This window comes from Burkholderia ubonensis, assembly GCF_001718695.1.
GTDB classification, from domain to species: domain Bacteria; phylum Pseudomonadota; class Gammaproteobacteria; order Burkholderiales; family Burkholderiaceae; genus Burkholderia; species Burkholderia ubonensis_B.
The window spans coordinates 45,904-62,391 of the sequence record NZ_CP013422.1 but is presented as its reverse complement, the minus strand read 5'-3'; the positions used below and the strand labels follow the sequence as shown (position 1 = coordinate 62,391).

Here is a 16,488-nt window from a genome sequence, read left to right as displayed (position 1 = left end):
AGTGGAAAGCCTCAGTCCTGCGCGGCCGGGCGCCGGATCAGCACCAGCGCGGCGATGGCGGCCACCAGCGTGACGGGGATGCTCGCGCCGATCACGACCGGCGCGCTGCGGCCCATCGCGAGCAGTTGCGCGGCGGCGAGCGGCCCGACGACGGAGCCGAGCCGGCCGACCGCGACCGCGGTGCCGACGCCGGTGCCGCGCATCGCGGTCGGGTAGTAGATCGCGGCGAGCGCATACAGCACCGACTGGCCGCCGATCACGAACATGCCGGCCGCGAACGCGGCCGCCGCGAGCGACGCGAAGCCCGGCGCGGCCGCGAGCGCGGCGAGCGACAGCACGATGCCCGCATACATGCCGCCGACGACGCGCGTCGCACGCATCCGGTCCATCGCCGCGCCGATGCCGAGCGCGCCGAGCCCGCCGCCGACGTTGAACGCGATCTGCACGATGCCGGCCTGACTGCGCGCGAGGCCCTTCGCGGCCATCAGCGACGGCAGCCAGTTCAGCAGGAAGTACAGGACGATCAGCGTGCAGAAATAACTGACCCACAGCGCGAGCGTGGTCAGCGTGCGACCGCCGCCGAACAGCGTGTGCGCGACGCTCGCGCGCTCCGCGCCGGCGACGCCGAGATACGCGCGCGACTCGGGCAGCAGGCCGATCAAGAGCGGCACGAGCAGCAGCGGCCCCACGCCGCCGACGTAGAAGATGTGGCGCCACTCGGCGTCGCCGGCGAGCAGCACGCCGATCAGCGAGGCGATCACGCCGCCGAACGGAATGCCGCAGTACATCGCGGCGACCGCGCTGCTGCGCGCGCGCGGCTCGACCGCTTCGGACGACAGCGCGATCAGGTTCGGCATCGCGCCGCCGAGCCCGATGCCGGTCAGCACGCGCACGACCACGAGCATCGCGAAGCTCGACGCCTGCGCGGTGGCGATCGACAGCAATCCGAACAGCGCGACCGACGCGATCAGCACGCGCTTGCGGCCGAACCGGTCCGCGAGCCGGCCGCCGAGCATCGCGCCGGGCAGCAGGCCGAACGTGCCCGCGCTGAACGCGACGCCCATCTGCGACACCGTGAGCCCGAATTCGTGCGCCATGCGCGGCGCGGCGACGCCGACCGACTGCAGGTCGAGCCCTTCGAGCAACGCGATCGCGAAGCACAGCGCGAGGGTCGTCGCGATCGCCGGCTTCTCTGCAACATAGGTGTTCATTTTGTCTCCAGTCCTATGCAAATCCCACGTGCGCATCCGCCGCCGGCCAGCGGCTGACGAACGCGCTGTCTCCTGATCGAGCGGCAGTCTTTATCAGGCTGCCTGATTTATTGGTCGAAAAATGCCGGCCGGCAGCTCGCCCGACCGGCCAATGCTCAAGCGTGGATCACATCCGGATCGCCGGCCGCCGGATCGCCGGCCTTCGCGTCGTAAAGCGCCTCGATCACCGCCGCGCGATGCTGCTGCACGGCCGCCTGGTTCAGCGAGCCCTTGTCGGTGACTTCGCCGAGATCGAGCGACGGCGGCGACTCCATCAAGCGGATGCGCGCGACGAACGTCGAGCTGCCGGTCGCGCCGCGATTGAGCCGTTCGAGCCACGCGGCGAACGCCGCGCGCACGGCGGGCGCACGCAGCACGTCGGCCACCGCCGCATCGCCGCCGAGCCCGGCCAGCGCCCGGCACGCGTCGACGCGCGGAAACACCAGCAGGCCGATGTCGTCGCGATTGAGCCCCGTCACGACCACGTCCTGCACGTAAGGCGCGCCGGTCGACACCGCGTGCGCGCGCAGCGGCCCGACGCTGACGAAGGTGCCCGTGCTCAGCTTGAAATCCTCGGTCAGCCGGCCGTCGAACTGCAGGCCGAGCTCGGGCCGCGCCGGATCGGCGAACGTCGCCGCGTCGCCGCTGCGGTAATAGCCTTCGTCGTCGAACACGTCGCGCGGATCGACGTCCGCGTGCCAGTAGCCGCGCATCACGTTCGGCCCCTTGAAGCGCAGTTCGAGCTTGCCGCCGCACGGCGCGAGCTTCACGTCGCAGCCGGGCGCGGGCAGGCCGATGTAGCCCGAGCGCATCAGCGGGCCGGTCGTGAACAGGCACGACGGCGACGTCTCCGTCATGCCGAGGCCCGCCATGATCCGGATGCGTTCGCCGCAATGCGCTTCGGTCACGCGGTCGAGGCGGTCCCACACCGCTTGCGACAGCCCCGCGCCGCCGAAGAAGAACAGCTTCACGCGCGAGAAGAACGTGGCGCGCAGCACGGCGTCGCGTTCGAGCGCGGCGGTCAGCTCCTCCCAGCCCTTCGGCACGTTGAAGTAGATCGTCGGCGCGATCTCGCGCAGGTTGCGCACGGTCTCGTCGAAACGGCCCGGCACCGGGCGGCCGTCGTCCAGGTACAGCGTGCCGCCGTTGTACAGCGCGATGCCGAGGTTGTGACTGCCGCCGAACGTGTGGTTCCACGGCAGCCAGTCGACCAGCACCGGCGGCTCGTGCGTCAGTTCCGGCATCGTCTGGCGCAGCATCTGCTGGTTGCTGCACAGCATCCGGTGCGTGGTCGGCACGGCCTTCGGCTGCTTCGTCGAGCCGGACGTGAACAGGATCTTCGCGATGTGATCGGGGCCGACCGTCTCGTGGATCAGGTCGATCGTCCGCGGCACGGTGTCGAGCAGGCGCGCGAACGGCACGGCGTCACGCCCGGCATCGGCCTGGCCGCCCTGCGCGACGATCAGCGTCGCGTCGGCCGGCAGCGCCGCATCGAGCGCGCGCGCGAACGCGGCGCCGTCGGCGACGAACACCGCGCCCGGCCGCAGCACGCCGAGCGTGTGGCGCAGCTTGCCGTAGTCGGTCGATACGAGCGAATACGCGGGCGAGATCGGCGCATACGGCACGCCGGCCAGCATCGCCGCGAACATCAGCTGCAGGTGTTCGAGGTCGTTGCCGGACAGCACCGCGAGCGGCCGCTCGGCCGACAGCCCGAGATCGGCGAGGCCCTGCCCGAGCGCACGGGCGCGCTTGAACATCTGCGCGTACGTGATCTCGATCCAGCGGCCGTCTTCGCCGCGGCGCGCGGCGAGCACGCGGTCGGGATGCGCGTGCGCGCCGTTCGCGAGGCAATCGGTGAGGCGCTCCGGATACGCGCCGAGCGGTTCGAGCGCGTGCAGCCGCCAGGCGCCGTCGCCGTCACGATGGATGTCGGTGTCGCCCTGCGCGACCGCCACCGCGCGATAGCGTGCGCCGCCGGCGTTGCGATCCGTGGCGTGCGAGGTCATCGATGCGTTCATCGTTTCCCTCTCAGATCGGGTAGTGGCGCGGCGCGGTCTGCACGGTGATCCAGCGCAGCTCGGTGAATTCGGCGATCGACGCACGGCTGCCGAAGCGGCCATGGCCGCTCGCCTTCACGCCGCCGAACGGCATCTGCGCTTCGTCGTGCACGGTCGGGCCGTTGATGTGGCAGATCCCCGATTCGATCCGCCGCGCAACCGCCAGCGCGCGCGCGACGTCGCGGCTGAACACGCTCGCCGCGAGCCCGAACTCGCTGTCGTTCGCGAGCGCGACCGCGTCGTCGTCGTTGTCGGCGCGCAGGATCGCGACGACCGGCGCGAACGATTCCTCGCGATACAGGCGCATGTGCGGCGTCACGCCGTCGACGATCGCGGGCTGCATCACCGCGCCGTCGATCCGGCAGCCGAGCGGCAGGCGCGCGCCGTGCAGGCGCGCATCCTCGAAGAGCGCCGCCGCGCGGGCGGCCGCGCGCGCATCGACCATCGTGCCGAGCGCATGGCCCGCGTGCGGATCGCCGGCGACGAGCGTGCGCGCCTTCGCGGCGAGCCGCTCGACGAGCGCGTCCGCGATCGGCCGCGCGGCGATCACGCGCTCGGTCGACATGCAGATCTGCCCCTGGTTGAAGAACGCGCCGAACGCGATCGCGTCGACGGCGGCGTCGAGATCCGCGTCGTCGAGCACGAGCACCGGCGCCTTGCCGCCGAGTTCGAGCAGCACCGGCTTCAGGTGGGCGGCCGCGTGGCGCGCGACGATGCGCCCGACGTGCGTCGAGCCGGTGAAGTTGACGCGCTTCACGTGCGGATGCGCGATCAGCCGTTCGACGAGTTCCGGCGCGTCGTCCGCCGCGTGCGTGACCACGTTGACGACGCCCGCGCCGAGCCCCGCGTCGTGCAGCACCTCGCCGATCAGCGCGTGCACGCCGGGGCACGCCTCGGACGCCTTCAGCACGACCGTGTTGCCGCACGCGAGCGGCATCGCGAGCGCGCGGGTGCCGAGGATCACCGGCGCATTCCACGGCGCGATGCCGAGCACGACGCCGCACGGCACGCGCATCGCGAGCGCGAGATTGCCGGGCACGTCGGACGGGATGACGTCGCCGTCGATCTGCGTCGTCATCGCGGCCGCCTCGCGCAGCATGTTCGCCGCGAGCGTCACGTTGAAGCCGTACCAGCCCGGCGTCGCGCCGGTTTCCGCGACGCCGGTCGCGATGAACGCGTCGACGCGCGCGTCCATCAGGTCCGCCGCCTTCAGCAGCAGCCGGCGGCGCTCGGTCGGCGCGAGCGCGGCCCAGGCGGGAAACGCGCGGTGCGCGGCGTCGACCGCCGCGTCGACGTCGGCGGCGCCCGCGGCCGGCGCACGCGACGCGAGCGCGCCGGTCGCCGGGTTGAAACGGTCGAAGGTGCGCCCGTCGCGTGCCGCGCACCATTCGCCGCCGATCAGCATCTGTCTGTCGGTCATCGATGTCTCCAGTCCCATGCCTGCATGGCAGTATCGATCAGCGCTTGTACGCCTGCAGCCCGGGCTTGATCGCCTTGTCGTCGAGGAACTGCTTGAGCCCCTGCTCGCGGCCCCGCTCCGGATCGCGCAATTGCGCCTGATCGAGCTTCGCGTACAGGTAATCCTCGCACTGCTCCCACGTCAGTTCCCGCGAGCGCTTGAAGCCGTGCTTCGCCGCGCGCAGCACGACCGGGTTCTTGTCGATGAGGCGCGCGGCGAGCGCGATCGTCGCGTCGCGCAGCTCGGCGAGCGGCACGCTGCGGTTCACGAGGCCCATGTCCGCCGCCTCGACGCCGGTGAACGTATCGCCCGTCATGATGTAGTGCAGCGCGCGGCGATGCCCGACGGTATCCGCCATCGCCTTGCTGACGAGGTTGCCCGGCGGGATGCCCCAGTTGATCTCCGACAGGCCGAACACCGCTTCGTCGGCCGCGATCGCGAGATCGCACGCGACGAGCGGCGAGAAGCCGCCGCCGAAGCACCAGCCGTTCACCATCGCGATCGTCGGCTTGCCGTACATCCGCAGGCGCCGCCATTGCCACTCCGACGCGTCGCGCCGCACCTTCTCCTGCAGCGCGTCCGGGCCGCCGTCGATTTCGCGGAAGTACTCCTTCAGATCCATGCCGGCCGTCCACGCGGCGCCCGCGCCGGTCAGCACGAGCACCTTCGCGTCGTCGTCGAACTCGATCGCGTCGAGCACCTGCAGCATCTCCTGGTTGAGCGTCGGGCTCATCGCGTTGCGCTTGTCCGGACGGTTCAGCGTCACCCATGCGATGCCGCCCGCGACCTCGACCTTCACCGTTTTCCAGCGCCCTTCGTAACCCATCTTCGTTCTCCAATGACAGTGCCGCCCCGTGCGACTCGCAACCAATTTACTATCAGGTAACCTGATATGTAAAGTAGAATGGAAGCGGCTCGGGACAAACCCCTAAACGGGCGCGCAAGGCGGTTTTGGCGCGGCGCCGGCCGGCCGCTCACGACATGAGGAGACACGCTTGGACATCGACAACCTGATCGCCATCGACACGCACGTGCACGCCGAAGTGTCGTGCTGCCAGCCGCCGGACCTGTTCGCGAAGGCGTTCGACGACGCGGCCGACAAGTATTTCGGCACGGTGCTGAAGCAGGGCCGCCGGCCGACGATTCCGGAGACGATCGCGTATTACCGCGAGCGCCGGATCGGCTTCGTGATGTTCACCGTCGATTGCGAGAGCAACATCGGGCGGCGGCGCATTCCGAACGAGGAGATCGCGCAATTCGCGCAGGACAACGCGGACGTGATGATCGCGTTCGCGAGCATCGACCCGCACAAGGGCCGCCTCGGCGCGCGCGAGGCGCGCCGGCTGATCGAGGAACACGGCGTGCGCGGCTTCAAGTTCCATCCGACGATGCAGGGATGCTTTCCGAACGACCGGCTCGCGTATCCGGTCTACGAGGTGATCGCCGAATACGGGCTGCCGGCCGTGTTCCACAGCGGGCATTCGGGAATGGGGTCGGGGATGCGCGGCGGCGGCGGGCTGCGTCTGAAGTATTCCGAACCGATCCATCTCGACGACGTCGCCGCCGACTTCCCCGACATGAAGATCGTGATCGCGCACCCGTCGTGGCCGTGGCAGGAACAGGCGCTGTCGATCGCGCTGCACAAGCCGAACGTGTACATCGACCTGTCCGGCTGGTCGCCGAAGTATTTCTCGCCGGAACTCGTCAAATACGCGAACACGTTGCTCAGGCACAAGGTGCTGTTCGCGTCCGATTTCCCGCTGATCCGGCCGGACCGCTGGCTGGAAGACTTTCACGGCGCCGGGTTCCGGCCCGACGTGCATCCGCTGATCCTGAAGGACAACGCGGTCGCGCTGCTGGCGCTGCGTCAGGAAGCGGCGCAGGCGTGACGCGGCACGCCGCGCCCGGCCGCGCTCAGCGCGCGCGCTTGCCCCCGAAGCGCGCGGTCGGCAGCCCCGCGTAGCGGGTCACGGCGACGAACACGCCGCCGGCTGCGGCATCGTCGGCGAGCGCCGCGTCGTCGAGCCCGACGCGCGCGCTCGTCACGTACAGGCGCCCCGCGCCGTCGAGCGCCGCGCAGCTCGGCTGCGCGGTCGGCACGTCGACGCGCTCCGTTTCGACACCGTCCGGCCCGTAACGCACCACCCGCCTTCCGCCCCACTGCGCGTTCCACAGCCCGCCGTCGCGATCGATCGTCGAGCCGTCCGGGTCGCCGTCCGCATCGGTCAGGCGCGCGAACGACCGCACGCCGGACGTGCCGGCGCCGCCGTAGTCGCAAACGAGGATTTCGCGCACGAGCGAATCGCAGAAATACATCCTCGAGCCGTCCGGCGAAAACGCGATACTGTTCGCGATTGCCGCCGGCGGCAACGTGAGCCGTTCGAGTGCGAGGTCTGCATTGAGCCGATAGAAACCGCCGACCGCGCGCGGCGGCTCTCCGCCTTCGTCCTTCATCCCGAACACGAACGCGCCGTGCGGATCGCAGCGGCCGTCGTTGAGCCGCGTCGGCAGCCCAGGCTCGACGTCGACGATCCGCGTGAACGTCTCCGTGCGCAAGTCGAAGAACGCGAGATGCGTCGCGAGCCCGACGAGCAGCACGTCCGGCTCGTCCGTCAGCGCGAAGCACGCGAGCCGCTCGGGCATCGGCCAGCTCGCCGCGCCCGTGCCGTCCGCGCGGCACCGCCACAGCCGCGCGCGTTCGATGTCGACCCAGTACAGCGTGTCGGTCGCATCGCACCACGTCGCGCCCTCGCCGAGCGTGTTGCGGCTGTCCACCAGCAGCGCCGCCCGCGCCGCCTGAATCTGCTGTTGCATGCTGTCTCCAGAATGTCTGCCTGTATTCGCGCGCAGCCGCCCCGACAGCATCCGGCCCCGCCGTCAGACCCGCATCGCGCGCCGCTGATTGCGACGATACTGGTCGAACAGCACCGCGAGCAACAGAATGCCGCCCCGTATCAGATATTGGTAAAACGTCGGCACGTTCAGCAGGCTCATCGCGTCCTGCACGGACCCCATGATCAGCACGCCGACGAGCACGCCGGAGATCGTCGCGACGCCGCCCGTCAGCGACACGCCGCCGAGCACGCACGCGGAGATCACGCCGAGCTCGAGGCCGACCGACGTCTTCGGATCGCCGAGGCTCATCCGCGACGCGAGCATCACGCCCGCGAAACCGGTGACGAGCCCCTGCAGCACGAACACCGTGACCTTGATGCGCGTCACCGGCAGCCCCGCGAGCAGCGCCGCCTCGCCGTTGCCGCCGACGGCCAGCACGTTCTTGCCGAACACCGTCTTGCGCAGCAGGAAGCCGAACACGACGAAGCCGACGATGTTGCTCCAGATCGGGTAGGAGATGCCGAGGAACGCGCCCGATCCGAGCTCGAAGAAGCGCTCCTCGGAGATCATCACCGCGTCGCCGTTCGACGTGATGAACGCGAGGCCGCGCACGACCTCCATCATCGCGAGCGTGACGATCAGCGAGTTGATCCGCCAGCGCGCGATCAGCACGCCGTTGACGAGCCCGACCGCGCCGCCCGCGAGCACACCGGCGACGATGCCGAGCAGCACGCTGTGCGTCGCGGTGATCAGCGTCGACGCGACGACGCCCGAGAACGCGACGATCGACGCGACCGACAGGTCGACTTCGCCGAGCGCGAGCACGAACATCATCGTCACGGCGATCGAGCCGATCAGCGTGACCGACAGCAGCAGGCCCTGGATGTTGCGGGGCGTAAGGAAGTCCGGCACGGTCAGCGACAGCGTCGCGAACAGCACGACGAACACCATCACGATGCCGGAGCGGTTGATCAGGTCCCACGCGCCGCCGCGCGCACGTGCCGCCGGCGCAGGCGTGTCGGGGGAAGGGGAAGTGCCTTGAGGTTGCATGGCTTGGCTCATGTCGTTACTCGTTTCCGTTCACGTTTCGCTTCGGTCCTGTTTTCGCGCCGCTAGCGCGGCAGCGCGAGCCTGATCAGCGCATCGGGGCTCGCCTGCGCCTTCGCCACGCAGCCGGCGATCCGCCCTTCCTTCATCACGACGATGCGGTCCGACACGCCGATCACCTCGGCGAGATCGCTCGACACGAGGATCACCGTGCGCCCCGCCTCCGCGAGTTCGTAGAACAGGTTGTAGATTTCCGCGCGCGCGCCGACGTCGATGCCGCGCGTCGGCTCGTCCATCAGGAACACGTCGATGCGCTCCGCGAGCCAGCGCGCCAGCACGACCTTCTGCTGGTTGCCGCCCGACAGCGCGCCGATCGGCGTGTCGCCGTCGCGGGTCTTGATCGCGAGGCGCTCGATGTAGCGCCGCGCGAGCTCGCGCTCCTTGCGCGGCGCGAGCAGCACGCGCGCGGGGCTGAAATGCCGGCGCGCGCTGATGTTCAGGTTGTCGGCCACCGACGCGATCGCGACGATGCCGTCCTGCTTGCGGTCCTCCGGGCACAGCGCGACGCCGGCGCGCACCGCGTCGCGCGGGCTCGCGAACGCGACACGCCGCCCGTGCAGCGCGACGTGGCCCGCGCTCGGGCGCGCCGCGCCGGCCAGCAGCTTCATCAGCTCCGAACGCCCCGCGCCGACGAGCCCGAAGAACCCGACGATCTCGCCTCGGCACGCGCTGAACGACACGGGCTCGGACAGCCCGGGCCCCATCAGCCCGTTCGCCTCGATCAGCACGTCGCCCGCCGCGCGCGGCCGGTAGCCGTACACGTCCGCGATCGAGCGGCCGACCATGCTGCCGATCAGCCGGTCGCGTTCAAGCCCGTCGACCGATTCGAAGGTCTCGATGCGCCGGCCGTCGCGAAACACCGTCACGCGGTCGCACAGCGTGTAGACCTCCTCCATCCGGTGCGTGACGTAGATGATCGCGCGGCCGTCCGCGCGCAGCGCATGGATGATCCGGAACAGCTGCGCGGTCTCGCGCGCGGACAGCGAGCTGGTCGGCTCGTCGAACGCGATCACGCGCGCGTCGCGCATCAGCGCCTTGCCGATCTCGATCATCTGGCGCTGCCCGATCGACAGGTGCTTGACCGGCGTGTTCGGGTCGATGCGCTCGCCGAGCCGTTCGAGCTCGCTCGCGCGCCGCCCGCGCGACCAGCGTGCGCGCGTCGACCACGCCGAGCCGGCTCGGCAGCTGCCCGAGCATCAGGTTTTCCGCGACCGTCAGCTCGGGCACCAGATGCAGCTCCTGGTAGATGATCGCGATGCCGGCCTCCAGCGCCGCGCGCGGCGACGCGAAACGCTGCGCGACGCCGTTCAGCGTCAGCGTGCCGGCCTGCGGCTGGTTCACGCCCGACAGCACCTTCAGCAGCGTCGACTTTCCCGCGCCGTTCTCGCCCATCAGCCCGTGCACCTCGCCCGCGCGCACCGACAGCGACACCGCGTCGAGCGCGCGCACGCCCGGGAAGCTCACGGTGATGCCGTCGAGCGCCAGCAGCGCATCGCGGGTGGTCACGGCGTCGGTCCGCATGATCGTGTCCGTCGTCATCGCGCCCTCGCCGCCGCTCAGATGCCCAGCTCGGCGCGCACGGCCTGCCAGTTGCCGCGCGTCATCAGCTTGCCGCTCGTCTGCGTGTCGGCGGGCGGCGTCTTGCCGTTGCGGATCCAGTCGACGAGGTTCTGCGCGCTGTCCTTGCCGTGGTTCGTCGAGCTGACTGCGATCGTGCCGTAGAAGCCGGTCGGCTCCTTCTTCTGGAATTCGGCGAACGCCTCGCCCGCGCCGTTGATGCCGACGCCGATCACGTCCGCGGCCGGGATGTGCAATTGCTCGGTCGCGCGCACCGCGCCGAGCACGGTCTCCTCGTTCAGCGCGTAGACCACCCACTTCTTCACGCTCGGATGCCGCGCGAGCACCGGCGCGGCGGCGCTGAAGCCGCCTTCGTCGTCGGTCGTCTTCTGCGGCGCGTCGAAGATGTTCTCCTTGCGGAAGCCGTTCGCGAGCAGCGCCTGCGTCGCGCCGTCGGTGCGCAGCTTCGCGGTCGGCAGCTCGTAGTTGGTCACGCGCAGCGCGCCGACCTCTTCCGGCTTCCAGCCGCGCCGCTTCATCTCGTCGGCGATCGCCTGGCCGACCTGGTTGCCGATCTTGATCGCCGACATCCCGAGATGCGGGACGTTCGCGAGCGGCTTGCCCGACGAATCGACGAGCTGGTCGTCGACGGTCACGAACTTCATGTTGTAGCGTTTCGCGCGCGCCGCGATCGCCGGCCCGAGCCGCACGTCGGGCGCGCAGATCACGAAGCCCTGCGCGCCCTGCGAGCCGAGGTTGTCGATCGCCGCGAGCGTCTTCTCGCCGTCGGGCGTGCCGATCTTCACGACCGTGAAGTTCCCCTTCTGGCCGAGCGTGGCGGCCGCATTCTGCTCGTTGATGAACCATGCCTGCTCCGGCATCTTCACCAGGAAGCCGATCTTCAGCGGCGCGTCGGCATGGGCTGCGCCCTGCATCCCGAGCGGCGCGATGCAAAGCGCGGCCAGCAGCGCGCGCAGGGTGTGTCGGCGAATCGTGCGGTTCATGCAAGTGTCTCCTTGTATTGGCTTGGGTCCTCAACATCCGTCGTGCCCAGTCGCGGTGGAACGCGCCGGCACGATGTCAGCGGCCGAACGCGTCGGTCCCGACGCGCCGCCCGAACAGGTACGCATCGGCGACGAGCCGCAACGGCCGTACGTCGACGTCGCTTTCGCCGCGCGCGATCAGCGTGCGGAAGTGCGCATACAGCGCCGGATACTCGCGCTGCGGCCCGATCTCGACCGGCTCGCCGTCGATCGACAATTGCGCGCCGCCGCGGCTGATCGCGAGCACGCCATCCGACGTGTCGACCGCGATCTCCCATTGCTCGACGGGACCGTGCCGCCAGTCGAATTCCGCACGCACGGGCACGCCGTCCGTATCGGCGCAATCGAGTTCTGCCGCGATCGGCGTCTGCACGTCGCTCGGCACGTAGAGCGTCGCCTCGCGCAGCACGAGCTCGCGCGGCAGGATTCGCGTGACGATCGACAGCGCGTTGATGCCGGGGTCGAACACGCCGAGGCCGCCGGGCTCCCAGATCCACTGCTGCCCGGGGTGCCAGCGCCGCACGTATTCCTTCCAGCGCACCAGCACCGCGCGGATGGTGCGTGTCGCGAGCCATGCGCGCGCCGGCTCCACCGCGCTCGCGCTGCGCGAATGCCAGGTCGCGAACAGTGTGAGGCCGCGTTCGCGCGCGAGCGCGTCCAGCGCGGCCACTTCGCCGAGCGTCGCGCCCGGCGGCTTCTCGAGCATCACGTGCTTGCCGGCTTCGAGCGCGGCGCGCGCCTGCGCATAGCGCACCTGGGGCGGCGCGCACAGCGACACCGCATCGAGCTCGCGCTCGGCGGCCAGCAGCGCGCGCAGGTCCGGGTAGTTGCGCACGCCGTCGACTTCCGCGTGGCGGCTCGCGCAGGCGGTCAACACGAAGCCCGGCTCGGCGGCGATCGCCGGCAAATGCTGGTCGCGCGCGATCTTGCCGATCCCGATCACGCCCAGCGAAATCACCTTGCTCATCTGCGTTCCTCCTTCGCCAGTCGCTCAGTGCGCCCAGCGCAGCACGAGCGGATCGAGCCGGCGCGCGATCGCGAGCAACTCCGCGCGCGTGTCCGGATCCAACTCCGGCATCGGATGCCGCGGCCGCTCGCACGCGATCACGCCGCCTTCGCGCATCAGCGCCTTCGCGGTGAGGATCCCGGACTGGCGGTTCTCGTGATTGATCAGCGGCAGCCACGCCTGGTAGCGCGCGTACGCGTCGTCGTGGCGCCCTTCGCGCCACGCGTCGAGGATCGGCCGGATGCCGTCCGGATAGCCGCCGCCCGTCATCGCGCCGGTCGCGCCCGCGTGCAGGTCGGCGAGCAGCGTGATCGCCTCCTCGCCGTCCCACGGCCCTTCGATCGCGTCGCCGCCGAGCCGGATCAGCTCGCGCAGCTTGTTCGCGGCGCCGGGCGTCTCGATCTTGAAATACGCGACCTGCTCGATCTCCCGCGCCATCCGCGCAAGGAACGGCGCGGACAGCGCGGTGCCGCTCGCCGGTGCGTCCTGGATCATGATCGGAATGTCGATCGCATCCGACACGCGCGCATAGAAATCGAAGATTCGCGCTTCCGGCACGCGGAACGTCGCGCCGTGATACGGCGGCATCGCCATCACCATCGCCGCGCCGAGCTGCTGCGCGCGCAGGCTGCGCGCCGCGCATACCTGCGTGCTGTAGTGCGACGTCGTGACGATCACCGGCACGCGGCCGGCGACGTGTTCGAGGATCGTGCGCGTGAGCACGTCGCGTTCCTCGTCGGTGATCGCGAATTGCTCGGAGAAGTTCGCGAGGATGCACAGCCCGTCCGAGCCCGCGTCGATCATGAAGTCGACCGCGCGCTTCTGGCTCGCGAGGTCGAGCTCGCCGGTATCGGTGAAGGTCGTCGGAACGACCGGGAAAATGCCGCGATGGCGCGGCGGACGGCTCGTGGTCATGATTCGGGTCCTGCGTTCGAAACGGCGGTCAGCCGGAAAAAGGTCGCGATTCGCGGGCGAGCGCGCCCGCGGCCGGCTGCGGCGCGCGCAGCGCCGCGCGGACCACGAACGTGATCAGCACCGCGAACAGCAGCGTCGCCGCAAGGAAATACAGGCCGGCAGCAAGGCTGCCGGTCGCCTGTTTGATCAGGCCGATGCCGTACGGCCCGACATAGCCGCCGAGATTCGCGAGCGAGTTGATCGCCGCGATGCCGACCGCCGCGCCCGTCCCGGTCAGGAATTCGCCGGGAAGCGTCCATATGACGGCCTGGATCGAGTAAAGCGAGAATGCCGTGAGACAGATGAACAGGAACTGCAGCGCGGGCTGCCGCGCCCATGCGCTCGCGGCCATCGTCAGCGCGGCCGCGGCCGACACGACGACGATGTGCCGGTAGCGGTCGCCCGTACGATCCGAATGGCGCGGCACGATCAGCAGCCCGATCACCGCGAACAGGTACGGCACGGCGGACAGCAGGCCGGTGGCCGCGTCGCCCGCGCCGAACGCGTGAATGATCGTCGGCAGCCACAGCGACAGCCCGTAGATGCACAGCGGGAACGGCAGGAACAGGGCCGCGAGCAGCAGCACGCGCCGGTCGGCCAGCGCGGCGAGCGGATTGCGGTGCACGTCGGGGCGGTAGGCCTCGCGATCGGCGGCAAGCTGGCGCGCGATCCAGCACCGTTCGTCGTCGCTCAGCCAGCGCGCACGGTCCGGCGAATCGGGCAGCAGCCGTAGCGTCGGCCACGCGAGCAGCACGGCCGGCAGGCCGCTCGCGACGAACAGCAGCTGCCAGTTCGACAGCCCGAACAGCCCGTGCGTGGCCAGCAGCAGCCCCGCGAGCGGGCCCGTCACGATGCCCGCGAGCGGCTGCGCGAGCACGAGCAGGCCGATCACGCGCGCGCGGTCGCGCATCGGAAACCACTGCGTGAGGAAATACAGGATGCCCGGATACAGGCCGGCCTCGGCCGCGCCGAGCAGGAAGCGCAGCGTGTAGAAGCTGGCCGGCCCGCGCACGAGCGCCATCGCCATCGTGATCGCGCCCCACGTCGCGAGGATTCGCGCGAACCATACCCGCGCGCCGAAGCGGCCGAGCGCCAGATTGCTCGGCACCTCGCACAGGAAATAGCCCACGAAGAACAGGCCCGCGCCGAGCCCGTATGCCGCGTCGCTCAGGCCGACGGCCGCGTTCATGTGCAGCTTCGCGAAGCCGACGACCGTGCGGTCGACATAGGCCACCACGTAGATCAGCGCGAGGAACGGCACCAGCTTGCGCGTGAGCATGCGCACCAGTTGCCGTTCGTCGACGGCGGCCGACGGGCCGAATCGAGCCGCGGCCGGGGTCGCGGACGGGTGCTGCGTCGTCGTCATCGTGTCTCCGTGGTGGGCTGCGCCGGCGTCGTCGCCGGTTCGTCCTGCTTCATCCGTGCCGCGTGTCGCGCCGCGCACCGCGCCGCACCCTGCTCAATGCGAATGGCTCGGCACGTCCGCGCCGCGCGTGCCGACCAGGAAGTCGAGGTCGCACCCCTCGTCGGCCTGCAGCACGTGATCGATGTACAGCCGCGCGTAGCCGCCCTTGCCGAGCTGGCCGGCCACGCCCGGCGCCGCGGTCGGATCGACGTCCGACAGGCGGCGCTGCAGTTCGTCATCCGTAATGTCGAGATGCAGCGTGCCGGCCTCGCAGTCGAGCTCGATCCAGTCGCCGTTGCGCACGGCGGCGAGCGGGCCGCCCGCGGCCGCTTCCGGCGCGACGTGCAGCACCACCGTGCCGTACGCGGTGCCGCTCATCCGCGCATCCGAGATCCGCACCATGTCCTTCACGCCCTGGCGCAGCAGCTTCGGCGGCAGCCCCATGTTGCCGACCTCGGCCATCCCCGGATAGCCGCGCGGCCCGCAGTTCTTCAGCACGAGCACCGAGCTCGCATCGACGTCGAGCGCTTCGTCGTTGATCGTCGCCTTGTAGTGATCGAGGTTCTCGAACACCACCGCGCGGCCGCGATGCTTCAGCAACTCGGGACTCGCCGCCGACGGCTTCAGCACCGCGCCGCGCGGCGCGAGATTGCCGCGCAGGATGCGGATCCCGCCGTCCGCGATCAGCGGGCGGTCGAGCGGACGGATCACCTCGTCGTCGTAGTTCGGCGCTTCGCGCACGTTGTCCCACAGCGACTTGCCGTTGACCGTCAGCGCGTCCGGGTTCGGCAGCAGGCCGCCTTCGCCGAGCCGGCGCAGCACGGCCGGCAGGCCGCCCGCGTAATAGAACTCCTCCATCAGGAAGCGTCCCGACGGCATCAGGTCGACGATCGTCGGCGTATCGCGGCCGATGCGCATCCAGTCCTCGAGTTCGAGCGGCACGCCGATGCGGCCCGCGATCGCCTTCAGGTGGATCACCGCATTGGTCGAGCCGCCGATCGCCGCGTTCGCGCGGATCGCGTTCTCGAACGCGGCGCGCGTCAGGATCTTCGACAGCACGAGCCCGTCGAGCGCCATCTCGACGATGCGGATGCCGGACATGTGCGCGAGCACGTAGCGGCGCGAATCGACGGCCGGAATCGCCGCGTTGTGCGGCAGCGCGACGCCGAGCGCCTCGGCCATGCACGCCATCGTCGACGCGGTGCCCATCGTGTTGCAGGTGCCGGCCGAGCGCGACATGCCGGCTTCGGCCGACAGGAAGTGATGCAGGTCGATTTCGCCGGCCTTCAGCGATTCGTGCAGCTGCCACACGGCCGTGCCCGAGCCGATGTTCTTGCCTTCGAGCTTGCCGTTCAGCATCGGCCCGCCCGACACGACGATCGCCGGCACGTCGCAGCTCGCCGCGCCCATCAGCAGCGCGGGGGTCGTCTTGTCGCAGCCGGCCAGCAGCACGACCGCGTCGATCGGGTTGCCGCGGATCGCTTCCTCGACGTCCATCGACGCCAGATTGCGCGTGAGCATCGCCGACGGCCGCAGGTTCGATTCGCCGTTCGAGAACACCGGGAACTCGACCGGGAACCCGCCGGCTTCGGAGATCCCGCGCTTCACGTGCTCGGCGAGCTTGCGGAAATGCGCGTTGCACGGCGTCAGTTCGGACCACGTGTTGCAGATGCCGATGATCGGCCGGCCGTCGAACTCGTGATCGGGAATGCCCTGGTTCTTCATCCAGCTCCGGTACATGAAGCCGTTCTTGTCGTTCGTGCCGAACCATTGGGTGGAGCGCAGCCTGGGTTTTGTTGCCGACATCGTCAGTCC

The 16,488-nt window shown here is 70.1% G+C and carries 12 protein-coding genes and 1 pseudogene; 1 reads left to right on the top strand and 12 read right to left on the bottom strand.

The features are described from left to right. Positions 1 to 11 precede the first annotated feature (11 nt). The 4 genes from mhpT to WJ35_RS20295 form a co-directional block, all read right to left on the bottom strand. Positions 12 to 1,211, bottom strand: coding sequence for a 3-(3-hydroxy-phenyl)propionate transporter MhpT (gene mhpT, locus WJ35_RS20310; protein ID WP_069239844.1), 1,200 nt, complete (start codon positions 1,209 to 1,211; stop codon positions 12 to 14). Positions 1,212 to 1,366: 155 nt separating this feature from the next. Further along, on the bottom strand, positions 1,367 to 3,268 hold the full coding sequence (locus WJ35_RS20305; RefSeq protein ID WP_060231334.1) for a feruloyl-CoA synthase: 1,902 nt from the start codon (positions 3,266 to 3,268) through the stop codon (positions 1,367 to 1,369). A 10-nt stretch (positions 3,269 to 3,278) separates the two neighbouring features. Then, the gene (locus WJ35_RS20300; RefSeq protein WP_060231332.1) at positions 3,279 to 4,727 is read right to left on the bottom strand and encodes an aldehyde dehydrogenase; all 1,449 of its coding nucleotides are present in this window, start codon (positions 4,725 to 4,727) and stop codon (positions 3,279 to 3,281) included. A gap of 37 nt (positions 4,728 to 4,764) precedes the next feature. After that, positions 4,765 to 5,592: a p-hydroxycinnamoyl CoA hydratase/lyase gene (locus tag WJ35_RS20295; RefSeq protein WP_069239843.1), complete on the bottom strand. Its 828-nt coding sequence runs from the start codon at positions 5,590 to 5,592 to the stop codon at positions 4,765 to 4,767. A 169-nt stretch (positions 5,593 to 5,761) separates the two neighbouring features. Between WJ35_RS20295 and WJ35_RS20290 the strand changes: the two genes are divergently transcribed. Continuing rightward, entirely contained in the window at positions 5,762 to 6,655 is an 894-nt protein-coding gene (locus WJ35_RS20290; protein WP_011881182.1) for a 4-hydroxyphenyl-beta-ketoacyl-CoA hydrolase, read from the top strand. A gap of 25 nt (positions 6,656 to 6,680) precedes the next feature. On the opposite strand, the gene WJ35_RS20285 is transcribed toward WJ35_RS20290, so the two are convergent. The 8 genes and pseudogenes from WJ35_RS20285 to WJ35_RS20250 all read right to left on the bottom strand — a co-directional run bounded on the left by WJ35_RS20285 (position 6,681) and on the right by WJ35_RS20250 (position 16,479). Then, positions 6,681 to 7,580: an SMP-30/gluconolactonase/LRE family protein gene (locus WJ35_RS20285; RefSeq protein ID WP_069239842.1), complete on the bottom strand. Its 900-nt coding sequence runs from the start codon at positions 7,578 to 7,580 to the stop codon at positions 6,681 to 6,683. 63 nt (positions 7,581 to 7,643) lie between these two features. After that, entirely contained in the window at positions 7,644 to 8,663 is a 1,020-nt protein-coding gene (gene araH / locus WJ35_RS20280; protein ID WP_060231329.1) for an L-arabinose ABC transporter permease AraH, read from the bottom strand. 50 nt (positions 8,664 to 8,713) lie between these two features. Then, positions 8,714 to 10,247, bottom strand: a pseudogene (gene araG / locus WJ35_RS20275) (L-arabinose ABC transporter ATP-binding protein AraG). A 17-nt stretch (positions 10,248 to 10,264) separates the two neighbouring features. Continuing rightward, positions 10,265 to 11,269 carry an arabinose ABC transporter substrate-binding protein gene (locus WJ35_RS20270; RefSeq protein WP_060231324.1) on the bottom strand — a complete coding sequence of 335 codons (1,005 nt, stop codon included), beginning with the start codon at positions 11,267 to 11,269 and terminating at the stop codon, positions 10,265 to 10,267. A 76-nt stretch (positions 11,270 to 11,345) separates the two neighbouring features. Continuing rightward, complete coding sequence (locus WJ35_RS20265) at positions 11,346 to 12,275, bottom strand: Gfo/Idh/MocA family protein (protein WP_060231322.1); 930 nt, start codon at positions 12,273 to 12,275, stop codon at positions 11,346 to 11,348. Positions 12,276 to 12,299: 24 nt separating this feature from the next. Then, complete coding sequence (locus tag WJ35_RS20260; RefSeq protein WP_069239841.1) at positions 12,300 to 13,229, bottom strand: dihydrodipicolinate synthase family protein; 930 nt, start codon at positions 13,227 to 13,229, stop codon at positions 12,300 to 12,302. Positions 13,230 to 13,257: 28 nt separating this feature from the next. Further along, complete coding sequence (locus WJ35_RS20255) at positions 13,258 to 14,634, bottom strand: MFS transporter (protein WP_060231396.1); 1,377 nt, start codon at positions 14,632 to 14,634, stop codon at positions 13,258 to 13,260. Positions 14,635 to 14,727: 93 nt separating this feature from the next. Further along, positions 14,728 to 16,479 carry an IlvD/Edd family dehydratase gene (locus WJ35_RS20250; RefSeq protein WP_060231318.1) on the bottom strand — a complete coding sequence of 584 codons (1,752 nt, stop codon included), beginning with the start codon at positions 16,477 to 16,479 and terminating at the stop codon, positions 14,728 to 14,730. Positions 16,480 to 16,488: the final 9 nt, after the last annotated feature.

What these genes read in the sequence shown, in the direction of transcription:
- WJ35_RS20300 (WP_060231332.1), bottom strand. Translation starts at nt 4,727, where the DNA reads ATGACCGACAGACAGATGCTGATCGGCGGCGAATGGTGCGCGGCACGC.
- WJ35_RS20250 (WP_060231318.1), bottom strand. Translation starts at nt 16,479, where the DNA reads ATGTCGGCAACAAAACCCAGGCTGCGCTCCACCCAATGGTTCGGCACG.
- araH (WP_060231329.1), bottom strand. Translation starts at nt 8,663, where the DNA reads ATGAGCCAAGCCATGCAACCTCAAGGCACTTCCCCTTCCCCCGACACG.
- WJ35_RS20295 (WP_069239843.1), bottom strand. Translation starts at nt 5,592, where the DNA reads ATGGGTTACGAAGGGCGCTGGAAAACGGTGAAGGTCGAGGTCGCGGGC.
- WJ35_RS20305 (WP_060231334.1), bottom strand. Translation starts at nt 3,268, where the DNA reads ATGAACGCATCGATGACCTCGCACGCCACGGATCGCAACGCCGGCGGC.
- WJ35_RS20265 (WP_060231322.1), bottom strand. Translation starts at nt 12,275, where the DNA reads ATGAGCAAGGTGATTTCGCTGGGCGTGATCGGGATCGGCAAGATCGCG.
- WJ35_RS20270 (WP_060231324.1), bottom strand. Translation starts at nt 11,269, where the DNA reads ATGAACCGCACGATTCGCCGACACACCCTGCGCGCGCTGCTGGCCGCG.
- mhpT (WP_069239844.1), bottom strand. Translation starts at nt 1,211, where the DNA reads ATGAACACCTATGTTGCAGAGAAGCCGGCGATCGCGACGACCCTCGCG.
- WJ35_RS20260 (WP_069239841.1), bottom strand. Translation starts at nt 13,229, where the DNA reads ATGACCACGAGCCGTCCGCCGCGCCATCGCGGCATTTTCCCGGTCGTT.
- WJ35_RS20255 (WP_060231396.1), bottom strand. Translation starts at nt 14,634, where the DNA reads ATGACGACGACGCAGCACCCGTCCGCGACCCCGGCCGCGGCTCGATTC.
- WJ35_RS20285 (WP_069239842.1), bottom strand. Translation starts at nt 7,580, where the DNA reads ATGCAACAGCAGATTCAGGCGGCGCGGGCGGCGCTGCTGGTGGACAGC.